Source organism: Nocardia sp. NPDC004068 (genome assembly GCF_042874315.1).
In the GTDB taxonomy this organism is placed as follows: Bacteria; Actinomycetota; Actinomycetes; order Mycobacteriales; family Mycobacteriaceae; genus Nocardia.
Window position 1 is genome coordinate 235,553 of record NZ_JBIAMW010000003.1, and the last position, 17,153, is coordinate 252,705.

Annotated in this window: 17 protein-coding genes; 7 read left to right on the forward strand and 10 right to left on the reverse strand. The window is 68.4% G+C overall.

The features are described 5' to 3' along the window. Nucleotides 1–12: 12 nt before the first annotated feature. Nucleotides 13–282 carry a hypothetical protein gene (locus ACFYTQ_RS08660; protein ID WP_387358369.1) on the reverse strand — a complete coding sequence of 90 codons (270 nt, stop codon included), beginning with the start codon at nucleotides 280–282 and terminating at the stop codon, nucleotides 13–15. Between the two features lie 194 nt (nucleotides 283–476). Between ACFYTQ_RS08660 and ACFYTQ_RS08665 the strand changes: the two genes are divergently transcribed. The 7 genes from ACFYTQ_RS08665 to ACFYTQ_RS08695 all read left to right on the forward strand — a co-directional run bounded on the left by ACFYTQ_RS08665 (nucleotide 477) and on the right by ACFYTQ_RS08695 (nucleotide 7,209). Further along, nucleotides 477–1,481, forward strand: coding sequence for a zinc-binding dehydrogenase (locus ACFYTQ_RS08665; protein ID WP_387358371.1), 1,005 nt, complete (start codon nucleotides 477–479; stop codon nucleotides 1,479–1,481). An 87-nt stretch (nucleotides 1,482–1,568) separates the two neighbouring features. Continuing rightward, nucleotides 1,569–2,924, forward strand: coding sequence for a hypothetical protein (locus ACFYTQ_RS08670; RefSeq protein ID WP_387358373.1), 1,356 nt, complete (start codon nucleotides 1,569–1,571; stop codon nucleotides 2,922–2,924). Nucleotides 2,925–2,976: 52 nt separating this feature from the next. Next, nucleotides 2,977–3,771 (forward strand): TIGR03084 family metal-binding protein, encoded by a 795-nt coding sequence (locus tag ACFYTQ_RS08675; RefSeq protein ID WP_387358375.1) that lies wholly within the window; start codon nucleotides 2,977–2,979, stop codon nucleotides 3,769–3,771. Between the two features lie 326 nt (nucleotides 3,772–4,097). Beyond that, nucleotides 4,098–4,754 (forward strand): hypothetical protein, encoded by a 657-nt coding sequence (locus ACFYTQ_RS08680; RefSeq protein ID WP_387358377.1) that lies wholly within the window; start codon nucleotides 4,098–4,100, stop codon nucleotides 4,752–4,754. A gap of 10 nt (nucleotides 4,755–4,764) precedes the next feature. After that, nucleotides 4,765–5,949, forward strand: coding sequence for an L-2-hydroxyglutarate oxidase (gene lhgO, locus ACFYTQ_RS08685; RefSeq protein ID WP_387358379.1), 1,185 nt, complete (start codon nucleotides 4,765–4,767; stop codon nucleotides 5,947–5,949). Between the two features lie 118 nt (nucleotides 5,950–6,067). After that, a complete protein-coding gene (locus tag ACFYTQ_RS08690) occupies nucleotides 6,068–6,583 on the forward strand; it encodes an SRPBCC family protein (protein WP_387358381.1) in 516 nt (171 codons plus the stop codon). An 11-nt stretch (nucleotides 6,584–6,594) separates the two neighbouring features. After that, a complete protein-coding gene (locus tag ACFYTQ_RS08695; protein WP_387358383.1) occupies nucleotides 6,595–7,209 on the forward strand; it encodes a ribonuclease H in 615 nt (204 codons plus the stop codon). Here the strand turns inward: ACFYTQ_RS08695 and ACFYTQ_RS08700 are convergent. The 9 genes from ACFYTQ_RS08700 to ACFYTQ_RS08740 all read right to left on the reverse strand — a co-directional run bounded on the left by ACFYTQ_RS08700 (nucleotide 7,206) and on the right by ACFYTQ_RS08740 (nucleotide 16,709). Further along, on the reverse strand, nucleotides 7,206–8,024 hold the full coding sequence (locus ACFYTQ_RS08700; RefSeq protein WP_387358385.1) for a hypothetical protein: 819 nt from the start codon (nucleotides 8,022–8,024) through the stop codon (nucleotides 7,206–7,208). The two genes, ACFYTQ_RS08695 and ACFYTQ_RS08700, sit on opposite strands and share 4 nt — an antisense overlap. A 99-nt stretch (nucleotides 8,025–8,123) precedes the next feature. After that, nucleotides 8,124–9,293: an MlaD family protein gene (locus tag ACFYTQ_RS08705; RefSeq protein WP_387358387.1), complete on the reverse strand. Its 1,170-nt coding sequence runs from the start codon at nucleotides 9,291–9,293 to the stop codon at nucleotides 8,124–8,126. Next, nucleotides 9,290–10,411 carry an MCE family protein gene (locus tag ACFYTQ_RS08710; RefSeq protein WP_387358389.1) on the reverse strand — a complete coding sequence of 374 codons (1,122 nt, stop codon included), beginning with the start codon at nucleotides 10,409–10,411 and terminating at the stop codon, nucleotides 9,290–9,292. Before ACFYTQ_RS08710 ends, ACFYTQ_RS08705 begins: the two co-directional genes overlap by 4 nt. Further along, nucleotides 10,408–11,511: an MCE family protein gene (locus ACFYTQ_RS08715; RefSeq protein ID WP_387358391.1), complete on the reverse strand. Its 1,104-nt coding sequence runs from the start codon at nucleotides 11,509–11,511 to the stop codon at nucleotides 10,408–10,410. The genes ACFYTQ_RS08710 and ACFYTQ_RS08715 overlap by 4 nt, the downstream gene beginning before the upstream one ends. Continuing rightward, nucleotides 11,508–12,503: an MCE family protein gene (locus ACFYTQ_RS08720; protein ID WP_387358393.1), complete on the reverse strand. Its 996-nt coding sequence runs from the start codon at nucleotides 12,501–12,503 to the stop codon at nucleotides 11,508–11,510. Before ACFYTQ_RS08720 ends, ACFYTQ_RS08715 begins: the two co-directional genes overlap by 4 nt. Further along, nucleotides 12,500–13,528, reverse strand: a complete 1,029-nt coding sequence (locus ACFYTQ_RS08725; RefSeq protein ID WP_387358395.1) for an MCE family protein — start codon at nucleotides 13,526–13,528, stop codon at nucleotides 12,500–12,502. The genes ACFYTQ_RS08720 and ACFYTQ_RS08725 overlap by 4 nt, the downstream gene beginning before the upstream one ends. Then, on the reverse strand, nucleotides 13,528–15,012 hold the full coding sequence (locus ACFYTQ_RS08730) for an MCE family protein (protein WP_387358397.1): 1,485 nt from the start codon (nucleotides 15,010–15,012) through the stop codon (nucleotides 13,528–13,530). The genes ACFYTQ_RS08725 and ACFYTQ_RS08730 overlap by 1 nt, the downstream gene beginning before the upstream one ends. A 10-nt stretch (nucleotides 15,013–15,022) precedes the next feature. Continuing rightward, the gene (locus ACFYTQ_RS08735; protein WP_387358399.1) at nucleotides 15,023–15,886 is read right to left on the reverse strand and encodes an ABC transporter permease; all 864 of its coding nucleotides are present in this window, start codon (nucleotides 15,884–15,886) and stop codon (nucleotides 15,023–15,025) included. A gap of 4 nt (nucleotides 15,887–15,890) precedes the next feature. Continuing rightward, nucleotides 15,891–16,709, reverse strand: a complete 819-nt coding sequence (locus ACFYTQ_RS08740; protein ID WP_387358401.1) for an MlaE family ABC transporter permease — start codon at nucleotides 16,707–16,709, stop codon at nucleotides 15,891–15,893. Nucleotides 16,710–17,153 lie beyond the last annotated feature (444 nt).

The following is a 17,153-nucleotide window of genomic DNA, read 5'->3' on the forward strand; positions in this document are numbered from 1 at the left end:
GACCCCTCGCCCTCACCGTTCCCTGCGGCGGGCGGGTCGGGTGAGGGTCAATTCCGCCGGGGAGAAGGCCAGGGTGTCGTTGACGCCTGCCGGGCGGACGCGGAGGAAGTCGGGTTCGGAGGGGTCGGCGATGGCGATTATCTTGCCGGAGCGGCCTTCCGGGATGCCTACGGCTTGGGGGGTGAACCAGACGGTGGGGTGGCGACCGGCTTCGAGGTCGGCCATCAGTTGGCGGATCTCGGTGTCCGACAAGGGTTTCGGGTCGGTGCGGGGTGAGGGCACGGTGCACTCCGGTGGATCGTGAACATGGCGCACTTCCGAGCATGCACGAGAAGGGGTGAGGTTCGCGTGTCGAGTGGGCCTCGAAGCTCTCGAACATACTTTCGAGAGGGTAGCTCGAGTTCAGGGGAGTCGCTATCGGGTGGGGCGGTGGAATACTCGGGGGCGACCTGTCGACGCCGACGCGAGGAGAGAGCATGCTGGCCGCACGTCTTCATCTGGGATCAGAACGTCGGCTCGAGGTGGAGGAGGTGCCGGTTCCGGAGCCGGGGGCGGATCATGTGTTGATCAAGGTGGAGGCGGCGGGGGTGTGTCTGTCGGATGTGCATCTCATCGATGGGACGTTGACGCCGCTGTATCTGAAGGGGGATGTGGTCACGCTCGGGCACGAGGTGGCGGGGACCGTGCACGCGCTGGGGCCGGGGGTGTCGCAGGCGAAGGTGGGGGATCGAGTCGTGTTGCAGGCGGGGGAGTTGCGCAAGGGGGCGGTGTTCACGCGGGGGGTGGACTACGACGGGGGGTGGGCGGAGTACGCGCTGGCGCGGGTCGACACGCTGGTGCCGCTGCCGGACGATCTGCCGTTCGAGCAGGCGTGTTTCATTCCCGACGCGGTGTCGACGCCGTGGGCCGCGATCACCGCGACCGCGCAGGTGCGCCCGGCCGAACCCGTCGGGGTGTGGGGCGTGGGCGGGCTGGGGGCGCACGGGGTGCAGTTGTTGCGGCTGATCGGGGCGGCGCCGATCATCGCGGTCGATCCGTTGCCCGCGGCGCGGCAGCGGGCGCTGGAGTTCGGCGCGGATCACGCCTTCGATCCGGGTGAATCCGATTTGCGCACAAAGGTTTTCGAGGTGACGGGCGGGGCGGGGCTGGCGGCGGCGTTCGACTTCGCCGGGGTGCCCGCGGTGCGGGAGCAGGCCGCGGTGTGCCTGGGGCCGGGCGGGCGGCTGGTGCTGGTCGGGCTGACCGACAAGCCGATCACGATCACGCACGGGACCATGTTCAGCTTCTTCCAGCAGCAGCTGCGCGGGCACTACGGTTCGCAGCCGGAGCACGTCGATCAGCTGGTCCAGTTGCAGCGCCTGCATCGCATCGACTTCGCGCGCTCGGTGAGCGGGGTGCTGCCGCTCGCGGACGCGGCCAAGGCCGTGCACTCGCTCGAGGCCAAGGAGGGCAATCCGATTCGCCTGGTCCTGAAGCCGTGACCGCGCGATTGACACCCGCATAAGCCAATGAGAACGTTGGGGTCCCAATAGCTCGAGGTTCGGATCAGATCAAGGGGGCTTCCCACGATGACGACACTCGCGGGTGGGGTGTTCATCGATTGGGAGCACCTCACCGGCCAGCCCAAGATCGTCGTGGACCTGATCACCTTTCCGATCTTCAGCGGGCTGGCCGGGTGGCTGACCAACTGGACCGGCGTGCTCATGCTGTTCTGGCCGGTCTTCTTCCGGGGCGTGCGGATTCCGGGACTCCAGGTGCTGTATCCGTATTTCCCGCGGCGGGTGCAGGTGCTGCCGACGTTCTCCGGGGACGGGCGGCGGATCGGGTTCCAGGGGTTCATCCCCGCGCGGGCGGAGAAGATGGCCAGCATCTGCGTGGACATGGCCATCATGCGGATCGGCAGTCCCAAGGACTTCATCCACGAACTCGATCTCGAGGGCGTCGCGGACTACATCGCCGAGGTGGCCCGCGAGCGGGTGCGGCCGATCGTCGACGAGATCATGACGCGGGAGAATCCGGAGCTGTGGCGGGCCGTGCCGCGTCCGGCGCGCGCGATGCTCTATCAGCGCATCGCGCGGGAATTGCCGGAACTGACCCGGCGGGCGTTCGAACAGCTCGGCGACAATGTCGACCAGCTCATCGATATCAAGAGCTTCGTCATCCGCTATCTGCGCGCGAACCCGAACATCCTCAAGGATCTGACCACCACGATCGCCGCGCCGGAACTGCGGTTCATGATTCGGATCGGCCTGCTCGGCGCGCCGTTCGGCCTGCTGCTCGCGCTGTATATGCAAGTGCACCACGACATTCCGATCGTCGGCTGGATTCCGGGCTGGGCCGTGGTGCTCGCGGCGGCCGCGGCGATCGGCGTCGCGGTGAACGCGATCGCGATCAAGATGGTGTTCGAACCCGGCGATCCCCAGCCGCGCTACAAGTACCTGTGGCGGCAGGCGCTGCTGGCCAAGCGGCAGCCGCAGGCCGCCGCCGACCTCGGCCACCTGCTGGCCTATCAGGTGCTGACCCTGCCCAATCTGGCGAACGAACTGCTCGACGGGCCGAACGGCGACAAGACCCGCCAGCTCATCGAGCATCTGATCTCCGACGAGATCCACCGCCAACTCGGCCCGACCACCTCGGTGGTGCGGATGGCCTTCGGCCGCCGCCAGTTCGACAATCTCACCGCCGGGGCCACCAGCGCGGCCGTCGGCCTCGCCCCGAGTCTGGTGGCGGACGAGGAGTTCGCGCGCGAACAGGCCGGGAAGATCGACGATTTCGCGACCCGCAAACTGCGGCAGCTCACGCCCGGCGAGTTCATGGAGATGTTCTACGCCTCGGTCGAACAGGACGCCTGGCTGCTGTACCTGCACGGGGCGGTGCTCGGCCTGGTGGTCGGCGGGGTGCATCTGATCCTGTTTGGCTGGTGAATAACAAGCACGCGTGCTTGCATTTTTTCGGAGCCGTTGCGATGCTGAACGCGTGGTTGATCTCCCGGCGCTGCTCGCCGACTTCGACGCGGAATGCGCGGATCTGGACGCGCTGGTCGGCGCGCTGCCGCCGGAACGTTGGGCGCTGCCCACCCCGGCCGAGGGCTGGACCATCGCTCATCAGATCGGCCATCTGACCTGGACCGACGAGGTCGCGGCGCTGGCCGCCACCGATGCCGAGGGGTTCGGCGAGCTGGTGCGCGAGGCGACGCCGCGGGTGTTGACCTTCGTCGACGAGGCCGCCGCGGAGACCGCGGCCATGCCCGCGCCCGAGCTGCTGACGCGCTGGCGGCGCGGCCGGGCGGTGCTGGCCGAGGCGCTGCGCGCGGTGCCGCCGGGCGTCAAACTGCCGTGGTTCGGGCCGCCGATGAGTCCGGCGTCGATGGTCAGCGCGCGGCTGATGGAGACCTGGGCGCACGGACAGGACGTGGCCGACGCGCTCGGTGCGGTGCGGCCGCCGACCGCGCGGTTGCGCCATATCGCCCATCTCGGCGTGCGGACCCGGAACTTCGCCTATCAGGTGCACGGTCGCACCCCGCCCGACCAGGAGTTCCGGGTGGAATTGCGGGCGCCCGACGGGCAGGTCTGGAGCTGGGGTCCCGAGGACGCGGCGCAGCGGGTCGAGGGGTCCGCGCTGGACTTCTGCCTGCTGGTGACCCAGCGCCGCCATCCCGAGGACCTGGGGATCACGGCCGTGGGCGCGGACGCGGCGGAGTGGCTGGGCATCGCGCAGGCGTTCGCGGGTCCGGCCGGGAGTGGTCGTGCGGCGGGACAGTTCGCCGGATAGCTGGAGCGGGCGAGCGCCAACTCTGGGTGCGCCGTGCCGTTGCCGACCGGACGCCGTTGGCCGGAGGTTTTCGAGTTGGCAGTCGAAGCGGGCGCTCGCCTGCTGACTATCTGTTTACCCACTGGTTCCGTAGCGGAAACACCTGGACCACAAAGAAATTCGCGCGCGCGGATTATGACAATTGTCCGCGTTCACACTGTGATCTTGGCCAAGCCCCCGCGACGGGGTCACGCGCGGCGCAGTAGTCTGGACAAGCGTTCGGCTTTCAACGGTGCGAGTCGGCATTCAGGGGGACCCCGAGGGGAGAGGGAAAGGAACGCACCGTGATGTCGCAGCATTCCGCGACCGGGCGCCGCACCACGACCCGGCGTTCGGTCCAGATCCTCCAGCACACGGCGATCGTCACCGCGGGGATGGCCAGCATCGGTTTGACCGTCGCGGCGGGGACCTACATCGTCAACCAGATCGCGCAGAGCGGGCTGGGCCCCGGCACCGAATTCAGCGAACCCGGCGCGGGCCGCGTCGAACCGGGCCCGGCCGACGAGCCCCGCGTCCGCGAATCGGGCACGCCCGCAACGATTTCCACGCCGGTCGGCCTGGTGGTGGAGACCCGCCGCCTGCCGGATCCGGTGGCCGAACCGCCGCTGCCCGCCCCGGTTCCGGTCGCGCCCGCCGCACCCGCCCCCGCGAGCGCGGCGACGGCCGCCACGCCGCAGACCGGTCCCGCCCCGCTCCGGGTGCGGCTTCCCGGCGACACCTATGTGGGGGCGAATGTCGTTCGCGATCAACCGGATTCGCTCACCATGACGGTGGACACGAATGTGCCCGCGGCGGTGACCACGGCGCTCACGCAGCGGCCCGGGTCGGCCGGGGTGACCCGGCTCAGCACCGGGGTGGACACCCGCAGCGGGCGGATCACCGTCACGCTGACGGATCCGGCGCTCGGCGACCGTTCCGTGCGCTGGGCCGATCCGGCTGTGTGACACTGCCCGGGTGTACGACTACTGCGTGATCGGCGGCGGCATCGTCGGTGTCGCCACCGCGCACCGCATCCGCGCGACCCACCCCGGCTCGAGCGTGCTGCTGCTGGAGAAGGCCGGGCGGCTCGCGGTCCATCAGACCGGGCACAACAGCGGGGTGATCCACTCCGGGATCTACTACGAGCCCGGCAGCCTCAAGGCGCGGCTGTGCCGCGAGGGGGCGCGGCGGACCGTGGAGTTCGCCGCGGCGCACGGCATTCCGTACGAGGTGTGCGGGAAGCTGTTGGTCGCCACCGACGCCGCCGAGCACGCGCGGATGCTGGCGCTGTACGAACGCTCGGTCGCCAACGGCGTCGAGGTGGACCTGCTCGACGCCGCCGAACTGGTCCGGCGCGAACCGCACGTCACGGGCGTGGGCGCGCTGTTCGTGCCGAGTACCGGCATCATCGACTACACCCGGGTGACCGCCGCGCTGGCCGACGAATTCCGTTCCGGCGGTGGGGAGATCGTGTTCGGGGCGGAGGTCACCGCGGTGGCCGAGAGTTCGGACGCGGTCACCGTCTCGGGTCCGGCCGGGTCGTGGCGGGCGCGGCGGCTGGTGGCCTGCGCGGGGTTGCAGGCCGATCGGGTGGCGCGGCTGGCGGGTCTGCGGATTCCGGTGCGGATCGTGCCCTTTCGCGGCGAGTACTACCGGTTGCCCGGCGATCGCAAGGGTTTGGTGCGCACGCTCGTCTATCCCGTGCCCGATCCCGAATTGCCGTTCCTGGGCGTGCATCTGAGCCCGACCATCGATGGGGAGCTGACCGTCGGGCCCAACGCCGTGCTCGGGCTCGCGCGGGAGGGGTATCGCAAGGGCAGCTTCGATCCGCGCGACGCGCGAGAGGTGCTGGGCTATCGGGGATTTCACCGGGTGGCCGCGGCCCATGTCCGCACCGGGCTGCGGGAACTGCGCAATTCGCTGTTCAAGCGGGGTTATCTGGCCGAATGCCGAAGGTACTGCCCGGAATTGACGCTCGCCGATCTGTTGCCGCGCGAGGCGGGCATCCGCGCCCAGGCCGTCGCCGCGGACGGCACGCTCGTGCACGACTTCCTGATCGAGCGGACCGACCGGACGGTGCACGTGCTCAACGCGCCCTCGCCCGCGGCCACCTCGGCGCTGCCGATCGCCGAACACATCGTGGCATCGCTGAACAACTGACCGTTTGCCACGGATTCCCCGACACGCCCGGGCGCGCGAGTTTCTTCGGCGAGAATCGTCCAATAAAGAGGAGTCCTGTAGTACTTTTGTCGCAGCCGTGGAACAGGGAGCAAAGCCTATGGGCCACATCAGGTTCGCGAGCGACGTCGGGGCTCCGGTGGAGGTCGCGTTCACGTACACGGACAATCACCTGTTCGTGCCGGACTGGATGTTCGGCGTCAGCGCATTCGAACCGGTCGGCGACGCCGGACACGGGCCGGGTGCGGTGTACGCCGCGGGCATCCGGCTCGGGTTGTGGCGTTCCACGGCCGAGTGTGAGATCACCGAGTACCGCCGCAACGTGGTCATCGGGTACACGCTGCGCGGGCGCCGGCCGGGGAAGGTGGCGCCCGCGCGGTCCGATGCCCCCGCGGCGGTGCTCGGCACGCTCACCCTCCGGTTCGACCCGCTCGGCTACGGCCGTTCGGTGCTCACCTCCGAGGCCGACTACCGCCCGCCGCGCGGTATGACCGCCCGGATGTGCGCCCGCTTGATCGACGCGGCCGTCACGGGGGCCGTGCGGCGGAGCGAGGCGCAATTGCGAAGAGAGATCGAGGAATTCCACGGGACCGATCTTGTCGGTCGGATTGCGTAGGGTAGGCCACCATGATCATCGTGAGTACCGACGGTTCCTGCCTGCGGAATCCCGGCGGCGCCATCGGCTGGGCGTGGGTCAACCACGAGGGCGGGTCCGGCAGCGGCGGGGCCGCCGCGGGCACCAACCAGGTCGCCGAGCTCCGCGCGGTGTTCGAGGCGATCGTCGCCCATCACGACACCGAACCGCTGCTCATCGAGAGCGATTCGCTCTACGCCATCAAATGCGCCTCGGAGTGGCTGTCGAGCTGGCGGCTCAACGGCTGGCGTACCGCGACCGGCGGCCCGGTCAAGAACGTGGAGCTGGTCCGGCACATCGACCACGCCATCGCGACCCGGCCGGGGCCGGTGCGGTTCCGGTGGGTGCGCGGGCATGTGGGCAACTACTTCAACGAGCAGGCCGACAAGCTGGCGGGCGAGGCGGCCCGCGCGGCCGCGCCCGATCCGGCGGCGCCGGCCACCGGGATCAGCGATCTGCCGCCGCTGCCCGAGGTAACGGTGGCCGTCGCGCCGCGGCCGACGCCGCTGCCCGAGGTGACCGTGGCCGTCGCGCCGCGACCGAAAAAGGTTGCGGCGGCGGCCGATTCGACCGCCGCCGCGGAGGCGGACGCGCTGACCCTGTTCTAGCGGCCCGGCGTGGCGGGCGCGGGGCTCGGGGCCGGAGCGGACTGCTGCTGAGCGTCGCCGGGCGCGACGGGGGCGCCCGGGGCGGCCGCGCCGCCCGAGCCCTTGCTGACCGGCGAGTCGAACTTCGAGATCAGCCAGCGCCCGTCCTTCTTCTCCATGTGGGCGACGCCGGGCAGGGTGACCGTCTGCGGCTGCGGGGTGGCGGCGTTGCTCTGCTGCTGGGTGATCATCACGACGACATTGGCCTCGCTGTCGTTGCCCGACTCCCAGGCGCAGTGGATCTCGTCGACCGTCGAGCGCGCCTGCACGCTCTGCATCGCCTGCTTGAGGGCGTCGGTCGCGCTGCCGAAGAACTGCGCCCACTCACCGGTGGACAGGTCGTTGACGCGCTTGAAGTAGTCGTCGAGGTTCTTCGAGTCGTAGGCGCCCACGGCATTGCCGAAATCACACGCGGCCCGGGTCGCGGCGGCACGGGCGGCCAGCTCGTCCTTGCGGTCGTGGGCCTGCTTCCAGAAGACCACGATCGCGGTGACGGCGGCGACCAGCAGCACGCCCGCCACGAAGGCCGCGGTGATCGGGAGCCAGGAACGCTTGCCGTCGCCCGACTTCGGCTCGGCGGCCGGTTCGGCCTTCGGCTCCGACGCGGCGGCCTCGGCCTGGGTGGGCGGGGCGGTCTCCAGCTTCACCGTGGGCTCCGCCGCCTCGGACTGCGCCGGAACCTTCGCGGTCCGCTCGGCATCGGACTCGGCGGCCGCCTTCGTGGTCGCCTCGGCGTCGGTATTCGTCTTGTCCTTGGCAGCGTCGTCATCGGACATGAAGCGATCAGTCACCTTCCCGGCGCGCCACGAGGCACACCGTGTAGCCGGGTCGGCCCGGTCGGATCCGGGCCGCACGATTCTCTGCGCGAGTATGCCTCACCGCACCGGGGGCAGGGTCCGCTCGTTGGGATCGACACCGGTCGGCATCTGCGCGCCGTTGTTGGGGATATCCGGGCGCGGCGCGTTGGCCGAACCACGGATCTGCTGGTCCGGGGGCGGATTCACGCAGTAGTTCCAGCGCGGCATCGTGCCGTCCTGGACGACGTAGGGCGGGTTCTTCCGGGTCTGGTAGTCGCAGAACGGCCGGGGCCAGATGTCGACGATGGTGTGGAACTCGCCGTCGTGCGCGGGCTCGCCCGCCGCGGAACTGCCCACCACCAGCGCGGGGAACAGCGCCCGCAGCGCCGGGAGCCGCAACTGCGCGCCGCGCGTGATGGCGACGAAGTTGTTGGCCAGGCTGGTGATCGGATCGGCGGTCTTGTCCAGCACCTCGCCCAGCTGTCCCAGCTGTCCGGGCGCGCTGTCGAGCACCCGCTTCAATTCGTCGTTGGCGTTGTTGAACTGGTTCAGCAACGTGCCCGAATTGTGCGTCAGCGTGGCGAGATCCGGCTGCGCGTTGGAGGTCGTCGAGGCGATCGTGCGCAGATTGGCCAGCAGGTTGGTGGTCTGCGGCAGCAGATTGTCCAAGCCCGCCGTGACCAGGCTCAGCGCGTCGATCATGCTGCGCAGCTGATCCGGTCCGCCGCTGAGGGCCGTATCCAGTTCGGTCAGAATGACATTGAACCGGTCCGGATCGATCTGGTCGAAGAACGCGGTCGAGTTGTCCAGCACCGACCAGACCGGGGTCGGCGTCTTCACCTTCTGCGGATCGAAGGTGACCACCGAACCGTTCGCCAGGAACGGGCCGTTGTCGGTCAGCGGCCGGAAGTCGATGTACTGCTCGCCCGCGCCGGAGAGCGCCTGCACCGCGACGGTGGTGTCGGTGGGGATCTTGTAGCGGCTGTCGATCTCGGCCTCGGCCGCGATCGCGCCACCCCGATCGACCAGCTTGATCGAGTTCACCTTGCCGACGCGGTAACCGCGCAGGGTCACGTCGTTGCCGGGTTGCAGACCGCCGGAGCGATCCAGGTTCACCGTGACGGTGTAGGTCTGCCGCAGCGGATTGACCCGCATGACCGTGATCGTCAGGTAGGTCGCGCCGACGATCAGCGCGAGCACCAGGCCCACGTTCGACAGCAGCAGTTTGTGTCTGGTCAGCCAGCTCACCGGTGGCCCCCCGTCACTCGGCCGTACACGATCTGCAGCACCTGGATCAGGCTGCCCTGCAGATCCTGCACATCGCGCAGATCGAAGAACTTGCCGTTGGCCGGATCGGTCAGCACCGCCGCGTCCAGGTTGGTGATGGTGACCAGCGCGGCCAGCGAGTTGCCCCGGAAGGTCGAGTCGATACCGGGCCGGATGTCGTGGAAGGCGTCCAGCAGCGGGGCGAAGCTGTCGCGGGTGTGCGACAGCGCGTCCATCAGCGTGCGCACGCTGTCGAGCAGGTCACCCAGCTGCTTGCCCGTGGTGGCGGAGTAGTCGCCGAGGGCGTTGCTCGCGGTGGACACCTTGGTCAGCAGATCGCCGATCTGCTTGTTGTTCTCGGCGATGGTGCCGATCATGCCGGGCAGCGTGTCGGCCACCTGACCGAGCTCGTTGTGCCGGGCCTCGATGGTGTTGGTCAGCGCGCTGAAACCCGCGAGCGTGGCGTCGATCCGGTCGCTGTTGGCGTGCAGCGAGGTGGTCACGCTGGTCATCTGACGGATCAGATCCGCGAGCTGATCGGGCCGCCCGCCGACCACGGAGTTCAGCTCCGCGGTCAGCTTGCCCAGGGCCGCGACGCCGCCGCCGTTGAACAGCATGGAGATCGACAGCAGCAGTTCCTCGACGGTCGCGCCGGCGGAGGTCTGCTCGATGGCGATGGTGTCGCCGTTCTTCAGCAGCTGCCCGCCCGGCTGGGTCTTCGGCTTGGAGACCGCGACGAAGACGTCGCCCAGCGGCGTGGCCTGCCGCAGTTCGGCCGTGGTGCCCGCCGGCAGCTCGATGTCCTTGCGGATGGTCAGGTCGACGACGGCCTGGAAGTTCTTCGTCGAAATGTGGCTCACCACACCGACATCCGAGCCGCCGATCTTGACCTTGGCCTGATCGGGCAGGTTCAGCGCGTTGGCGAAGACCGCGTGCACCGTATAGGTGTCGCCGGAGACGCCGGGTTTGGGCAGCGGGAGCTTGTCCACGGTCAGGCCGCAGCCCGACGCCGTGGTGAGCACCCCGAGCGAGGCGGCCAGCGCGATCAGCGCGCGCCGGGGCCGGAGCGTGAGTCGTGCTCGTCGTGTCGTTCGCGTCATTGCGTCAGTCCCAACAGTGCCGCCGTCAATCCCAGGTCGGGTCCGAAATCCTCGATCTTGCCGGTGCGGCAGCCGTCCGAGCGCATCTGGATCTTCTCGCAGAACACGCTGATGAGCTCACCGGACAGGCTGGTACCGAGCAGCGCGTGCAGCCGGATGTGGTGGTTCTGGCGGTTCACCGAACGGTCCAGGTTCTGCAGCAGCAGCGGCGCCAGATCGGTCACCTCGGTGAGACCGGTGGCGTTGCGGCGCAGCTGATCGGTGACCGCGGTCAGGCCGGTCAGGCTGGACGACAGCTGCTGCTGGTACTGCCCGAAGCCGCCGCTGGTATTGGCGAGGAAGCCGTTCAGCTGGTCGAGGGTGGCCTGCAGGCCGGGGGCCTGTTCGGCGAGCAGCCCGGTCAGCTGGGTGGTCCGATTGCTGAAATCGCGGACGGATTGGTCGTTCTCGGCCAGCATCGTGGTCAGCTCGTTGAGCTTGATGATGATCGTGGCCACCGCGTCCTTGTTGTCCACGCCGACCTTCAGCGCGCCCGACAGCGCGTTGAGGGTGTCGCGGATCTTCTCGCCCTGGCCGTTGACCATGTCGTAGAGCAGGGTGCCCGACAGCGGGCCGACCTGGTTGCCGGGCGCGGGCTTCAGCGCGTCGGTGAACTGGTCGATGGTCTTGATCAGCGTGTCCAGTTCGACCGGCGTGCGGGTCTGCTCGACGGTCAGGTGGGCGTTGTCGGGCAGCGTCGGCCCGCCGGTGTAGCGCGGGGTGAGCTCGATGTGGCGGTCGGTGACGATCGAGGGCGAGATCAGCGCCGCCACCACGTTCTTCGGCAGCTTCACATCGCCCTTGACCACCATGTGGACCTCGGCGTACTGCCCCTTGGGCACGATCTTCTCCACCTTGCCGACCTCGAGGCCGAGCACGGTGATCGGATTGCCCTCGAACATGCCCGCGATATTGCGGAAGTCGGCGGTGATGTGGGTGCTGGAACCCACCGCGTCCTGCACCGACGCGGGCAGCACCGAACATCCGCCCGCCGCCAGCGCGACCGCGCCGACGACGAAGGACTTCGCGGCCGTCCGCAGCGCTTGCACGCTCACTCTCATCCCTGGCACCCCTCGAGAACTCGGGCGAAGCACAACCAGTTGTCGGGGAACAACCACGGCAGCGAGACCTCGCCGTACGGGCCGTTGCCGACCGCGTTGTTGAAGTACCGGATCGACACCGGCATGATCTGCAGCAACCGGTCCAGGTTGTCCTTGTTCTTCTGCAGCCCCTCGGCGATGGTGTTGAGCTGTTCGATGGTCGGGCCGAACTGGTTCTGGTTCTCCGCGCCGATGGCCTGCAACTGCTTGGTCAGCGCGGCGACGTTGTCCAGCAACTGCCGCAGCAGGGCCTGACGTTCCATCACCCGGTTGGCGATGGCCTCGCCCTGGGTGATGACCAGCAGCACGCTGTTGCGGTTGTCGCCGAGGATCCTGGTGACCCGGTCGAGATCCTTGAGCAGCGAATCCACTTGCGCGCGACGCTGATTGATCGTGTTGGCGAGCGCCCCGACGCTGTCGAGGGCCTGCGCGGTCAGCTGCGGCGAGCCGTCGATCTGATCGCCGAGCACCTTGAACGACTCGGCGAGCTTCTGGGTGTCGAGCGCCTCGAACTTCGGCGTGCCGATCTGCACCACGTCGGCGAGATCGTAGGGAACCGCGGTGTTGCTCTTGGGGATTCGCTTGCCCTTCAGCCCCGATCCGTCGCCCGGCTCCAGCGCCACGAAGCGGGCGCCGAGCAGGGTCGCCATCTTGATCGAGGCGCGGGCGTCGGGACCCAGCTTCACGTCGTTGTTGATCTGGAGGGTGACCAGCACGTGGTCGCCCTCGAGTTCGGCGCCGGACACCGTGCCGACCGGCACGCCCGCGACATCGACCTTGTCGCCCACGCGGACGCCCGCGGACTGGACGAATTCGGCCTTGATGTCCTGGGTTCCGATGCCCAGCTTCTTGTAGGTGCTCGACGCGACCAGCAGCACGACGATCAGCAGGGCGCCGATGATGCCGAGCCAGAAGTAGCGGTTGGCGGAGAAGCGTTCGCGCAGTGTCGTCATGGGCGGCACACCGCCGAATGCGACTGGCCGCCGATCTGGGTGAGGATGCCGCGCGGCAGCAGGATGCCGTAGAGCGAGACGTCCAGCGAGCAGGCGTAGGCGTTGGCGTAGGCGCCCTCGGAGGTGAACCGGCCGATGTTCGACAGCAGGTCCGGCAGGTCGATCGCGGCCTGGTCGAGTTTGGCGCCGTTCTCGAGCAGCAGCGTCAACGCGTCCCGGGTGGAGTTCTGGGCGTCGCGCAGCTTGGGCTGCACCTGGCCGACCATATCCACCAGAGACGTTGTCGCCGTGGCGATCGCGACCGTCGAGTTCTGCAGCGACTGGCCCTGGTCGTACAGGCCGCCGATCAGTGCCCGGGTCTGGGTCACCAGCGTCTCCAATTCGTCACCTCGTTTCGCCAGTCCCTGCATCACGGCCGAGAGGTTGGTGATCACGTCGGACAGGATCGCGTCGCGGCGCTGGAAGTCACCGGCGACCGCGGCCGCCTGGGTGATGAAGGCGCTCAACGAGACCCCGTCTCCCTGCAGGGCCTGGACGAAGGTGTTGGACAGGCTGTTCACCTGTTCCGGCTGCAACACCTCGAACAGCGGCTGGAAGCCGTTGAGCAGACCCGAGATGTCGAACGACGGCTCGGTGCGTTCCAGCGGGATCGCGCTCTTGTTCCGCAGCGGCATGGTGTCGCCCTGTTTGCCCGGGGCGAGCGCCACGTACCGCTGACCGATCAGGTTCTGATAGCGGATGAGCGCCTTGGTGTTTCCGTAGAGGGTCTGGTCGTTCTGCACCTCGAAGGTCACCTTGGCGTGGTGGGCCTTGTCGAGTTCGATCTTGTCGACCTTGCCGACCCGCACGCCCGCCATGCGGACGTCGTCGCCCTCGCGCAGCCCGAGCACGTCGGTGAAGGTCGCGTTGTAGGTGTTGGTCGTGCCGGATACCGTGCGCGCCAACGTATTCCACACCACGACCGTCACCAGGATCGACACCAGCGCGAAGATGCCGAACCCGATCAGCGGTTTGCGAATGCTCATCAGGCGGCACCACCCTCGGTGACTTGCAAGGTTCCGCCCCTCAGGATCGAACTCAACAACAGGTACTCGGCGGTGGTGGGCGCGCGGCCCAGCAGCGCCGTGACGGCGGCGTCACCGGTGTAGGCGATCGGCTTCGCCGCGGTGCCCGCCGGCGCGGCGGCCGGGGTGGGCACGGGTTGCGGATTCGGCGCGGGCTGCCCCGGAACGGGCAGGCCCAGCATCGGGAACAGGCCCGCCAGCGGGGTGCCCGCGAGGGGGTTGCCCGGCTGCGCGGTGTTCTGCGCGGTCGGATCCGCGGGCGCGGTGTAGCCGGGGATGGCGGGCAGGCCCGGCATCGGCACCGCCGGGGGCAGCCCCTTGGCGGAGTCCAGCGCGCGCGGCTCGAGCGAATCCGGCAGCGGCGGCAGGGTCGCCTCGAGCGGTGCGGTGGCACAGCTCGGCGCGGCCAGCTCGCCGTAGCGCGGGCAGTCGGAGCGGTCGTAGGGCTTGAACGGGGTCAGCGTGATGCCGACGTTCCACACCATCTGCCGCTGCGGACCCCAGTGGAAGACCGTGTTCAGCTGGCGCAGCGACTTGTTGAGGTTCGAGATGGCCTGCGGCAGCGCGTCCGGCTGGGAGGTCAGCGCGCCGAACATGTCGGCGGTGCCCACGGTGAGCTGCTTGCCCACATCGGGATTGCGGGCGAACAGCGCGTTGACCTTGTCGGTGGTCGCGGCGGTCCCGGTGAGCAGGTTCGCCAGCTCCGCGCGCTTGTCGGAGATCGTCCGCGCGGTCTGCACCGAATCGGCGAGCACCTGCATCAGATCGGGCGCGGACTGGTTGAGCGCGTGGAACGACGCGGAGAAGTCGTTCAGGGTCTGGTCCACGTTCGGGACCGCGGCGCGCACCTGGGTCAGGAAGGTGTCCAGCCGTTCCACGGTCGACCCCGGCACCCGGCCGCTGCCGTCGAGCGCGTAGGACAGCGTGCTCAGCACCCGGCCCAGCTGCACCGGATCGATCTTGTTCAGGATGGCCCGGACGTTGGTCAGGGTGTCCTGCAGGGCGATGGTGCCCTCGCTGCGGTCCTCGGGGATCTGCGAACCCGCGTGCAGGAACGCCGAATCCGGGCCGTTGTAGACCAGTTCGACGGAGGTGACGGCGAACAGGTTGCTCGGGACGACGCGCGCGGTGACATTGGCCGGGATGTCGGAGACGTACTCCGGCTTCATCTCGATGTGCACCTGCTGCTGTTCGCCGCGGGCCGCGACCGACACGTCCTTGACCGTGCCCACCAGCACGCCGCGGAACTTCACGTCCGCCTGGGCGGGCAGGCCGTCGCCGGTCGTCGCCATATTCGCGGTGACGTCGACCTTGGGATGCATGATGTAGCCCTTGTACCGCGCCATCAGCAGCGCGAGAACCAGCGCGAACACCACCAGACCGCACAGTCCCGCGATGAGCAGTTGCCGCATCGTCGGTCCGCGGCCACTCGGATCGATGATCATGTACCCGCCCCTACCCGGAGATCCTGATGCCGGGGTTGACGCCCCATACGGCCAACGTGACGAACAGGTCGGCGAAGACGACCGCGATGATGCACAGCTTGATCGCGCGGCCGGCCGCCACGCCCACGCCCTCCGGGCCGCCGGAGGCGAAGAACCCGTAGTAGCACTGGATGAACGTCGTGATCGCCACGAACACGATCGCCTTGAGCAGCGACCACAGCACGTCGTGCGGGATCAGGAATTGATAGAAGTAGTGCTGGAAGGTGCCCGTCGCGGTGCCGCCGATCAGCTGCACGGTCAGCGAGCAGGTGATGTAGGCGAACGGCAGCGCCAGGCAGTACAGCGGCACGATCGCGATCATCGCCGCGACCATGCGGGTGCTGACCAGGTACGGCAGCGGCCGGATGGCCTGCGCCTCGAGCGCGTCGATCTCCTCGGAGATGCGCATCGCGCCCAGCTGCGCGGTGAACCGGCAGCCCGCCTGCGCGGCGAAGGCGACCGTGGCCAGCATGGGACCGAGTTCGCGGGTGGTCGCGAAGGCCGACACCGCGCCCGTGATCGGGCCCAGGCCCAGCAGATTCAACGAGTTGTAACCCTGGATGCCGACGGTCATACCGCCGAACGCGCTGAGGATCAGCACGATGCCGATGGTCCCGCCGCCGACGATCAGGTTGCCGTTGCCCCAGGTCACATCCGAGAGCAGGCGCCAGACCTCCTTCGGATAGTGCTTGAACGCCAACGGGATCGAGCCGATCGACCGCAGGAAGAAGAACACCTGATGGCCGATGCGCGCGAGCCAGTCGCGCGGGGCGCTCGCGGACGCGCGGATCCGCTGCAGAGGCCGCAGTAGCGGCGGAACATAGGTTGACGACACCGGCTCAGACCACCTGGGGAGGGAACAGGGTGTTGTAGATCTGCGTGAGGATCACATTCACACCGAACAGCATCACGGCGGACAACACCACGGCGGTGTTGACCGAGTTCGCGACGCCGCCCGGGCCGCCGCGGGTGTTCAGTCCGGAATCGCAGGCGATGATGGCCGCCAGCAGACCGAAGATGAGCGACTTGATGAGCGCCACGAGGAGATCGGTGGTAACCGCGAACGAGGAGAACGTACCCACGTAGGAGCCGGGGGTGCCGTTCTGGGCGAAGACGTTGAAGACATAGCCGGTGAGGAAGCCGACGAAGATGACGAAGCCGCACAGCAGCACCGAGACCAGCATGGCCGCGCCCAGGCGTGGGGTCACCAGCCGGCGCAGCGGGTCGACGCCCATCACCTTCATGGCGTCGATCTCCTCGCGGATGGTGCGCGAGCCGAGATCGGCGCAGATGGCCGAGCCGACCGCGCCCGCGATCATCAGCGAGGTGACCAGCGGCGCGCCCTGCTGAATGATGCCCAGGCCGTTGGCCGCGCCGATGAACGAGGTCGCGCCGACCTGTCCGGCGACCGAACCGACCTGGATGGAGACGATCACGCCGATCGGGATCGCGACCAGCAGCGTCGGCGCGGCGGCGACGTTGGCCATGAAGCCGCACTGCCGCACGAACTCGTTGAACGGGAAGCGGCCGCGGAAGATCGAGACGAACAGCTCCGCGATCGCGGCGATCCCCATGACGATCTGACGGCCGAAGGTCTCCAGGGACCGCTTGGGATGGTCCTGCCAGTACGACCTCGTCCAGTCGACCGCTCCGCTCATTCGGGACCGTGTGGGTGGACTGTTCGTGAACTGCACTGACTAACCCCTCTCGACGCCGGTTACCCGCCCCGACGACTGTTTGCTTGACGCACCTTACTACGGAGTTAGGAAAAACACACCATAAAGTGTGCTTGCGGTCATAGACCCAGATCACGTTCTGTCAACAGCTGTGATGCGGAACATCTCGTTGGGAGATACCACAAGGTCAAGGGCGAAATTCTAGAACCCGTTCTACTCGAATGAACAAATGTCCGAGTGTCCGAGCGGATCGGGAAGAATTTCTCGGATGTGGTTTATCGAAATTGGTTCGGGGGAAACAAGGCCCCCCGAGCGTATCGAGACGATGGCCCATTCGGGCGCGCTCCGCGGATGCGACGCGCCGGTGAGGCGGTCGAATCGGACGCGCCGATCGCCCCGTAACGGGTCGGTCCCGGGCATCGATGC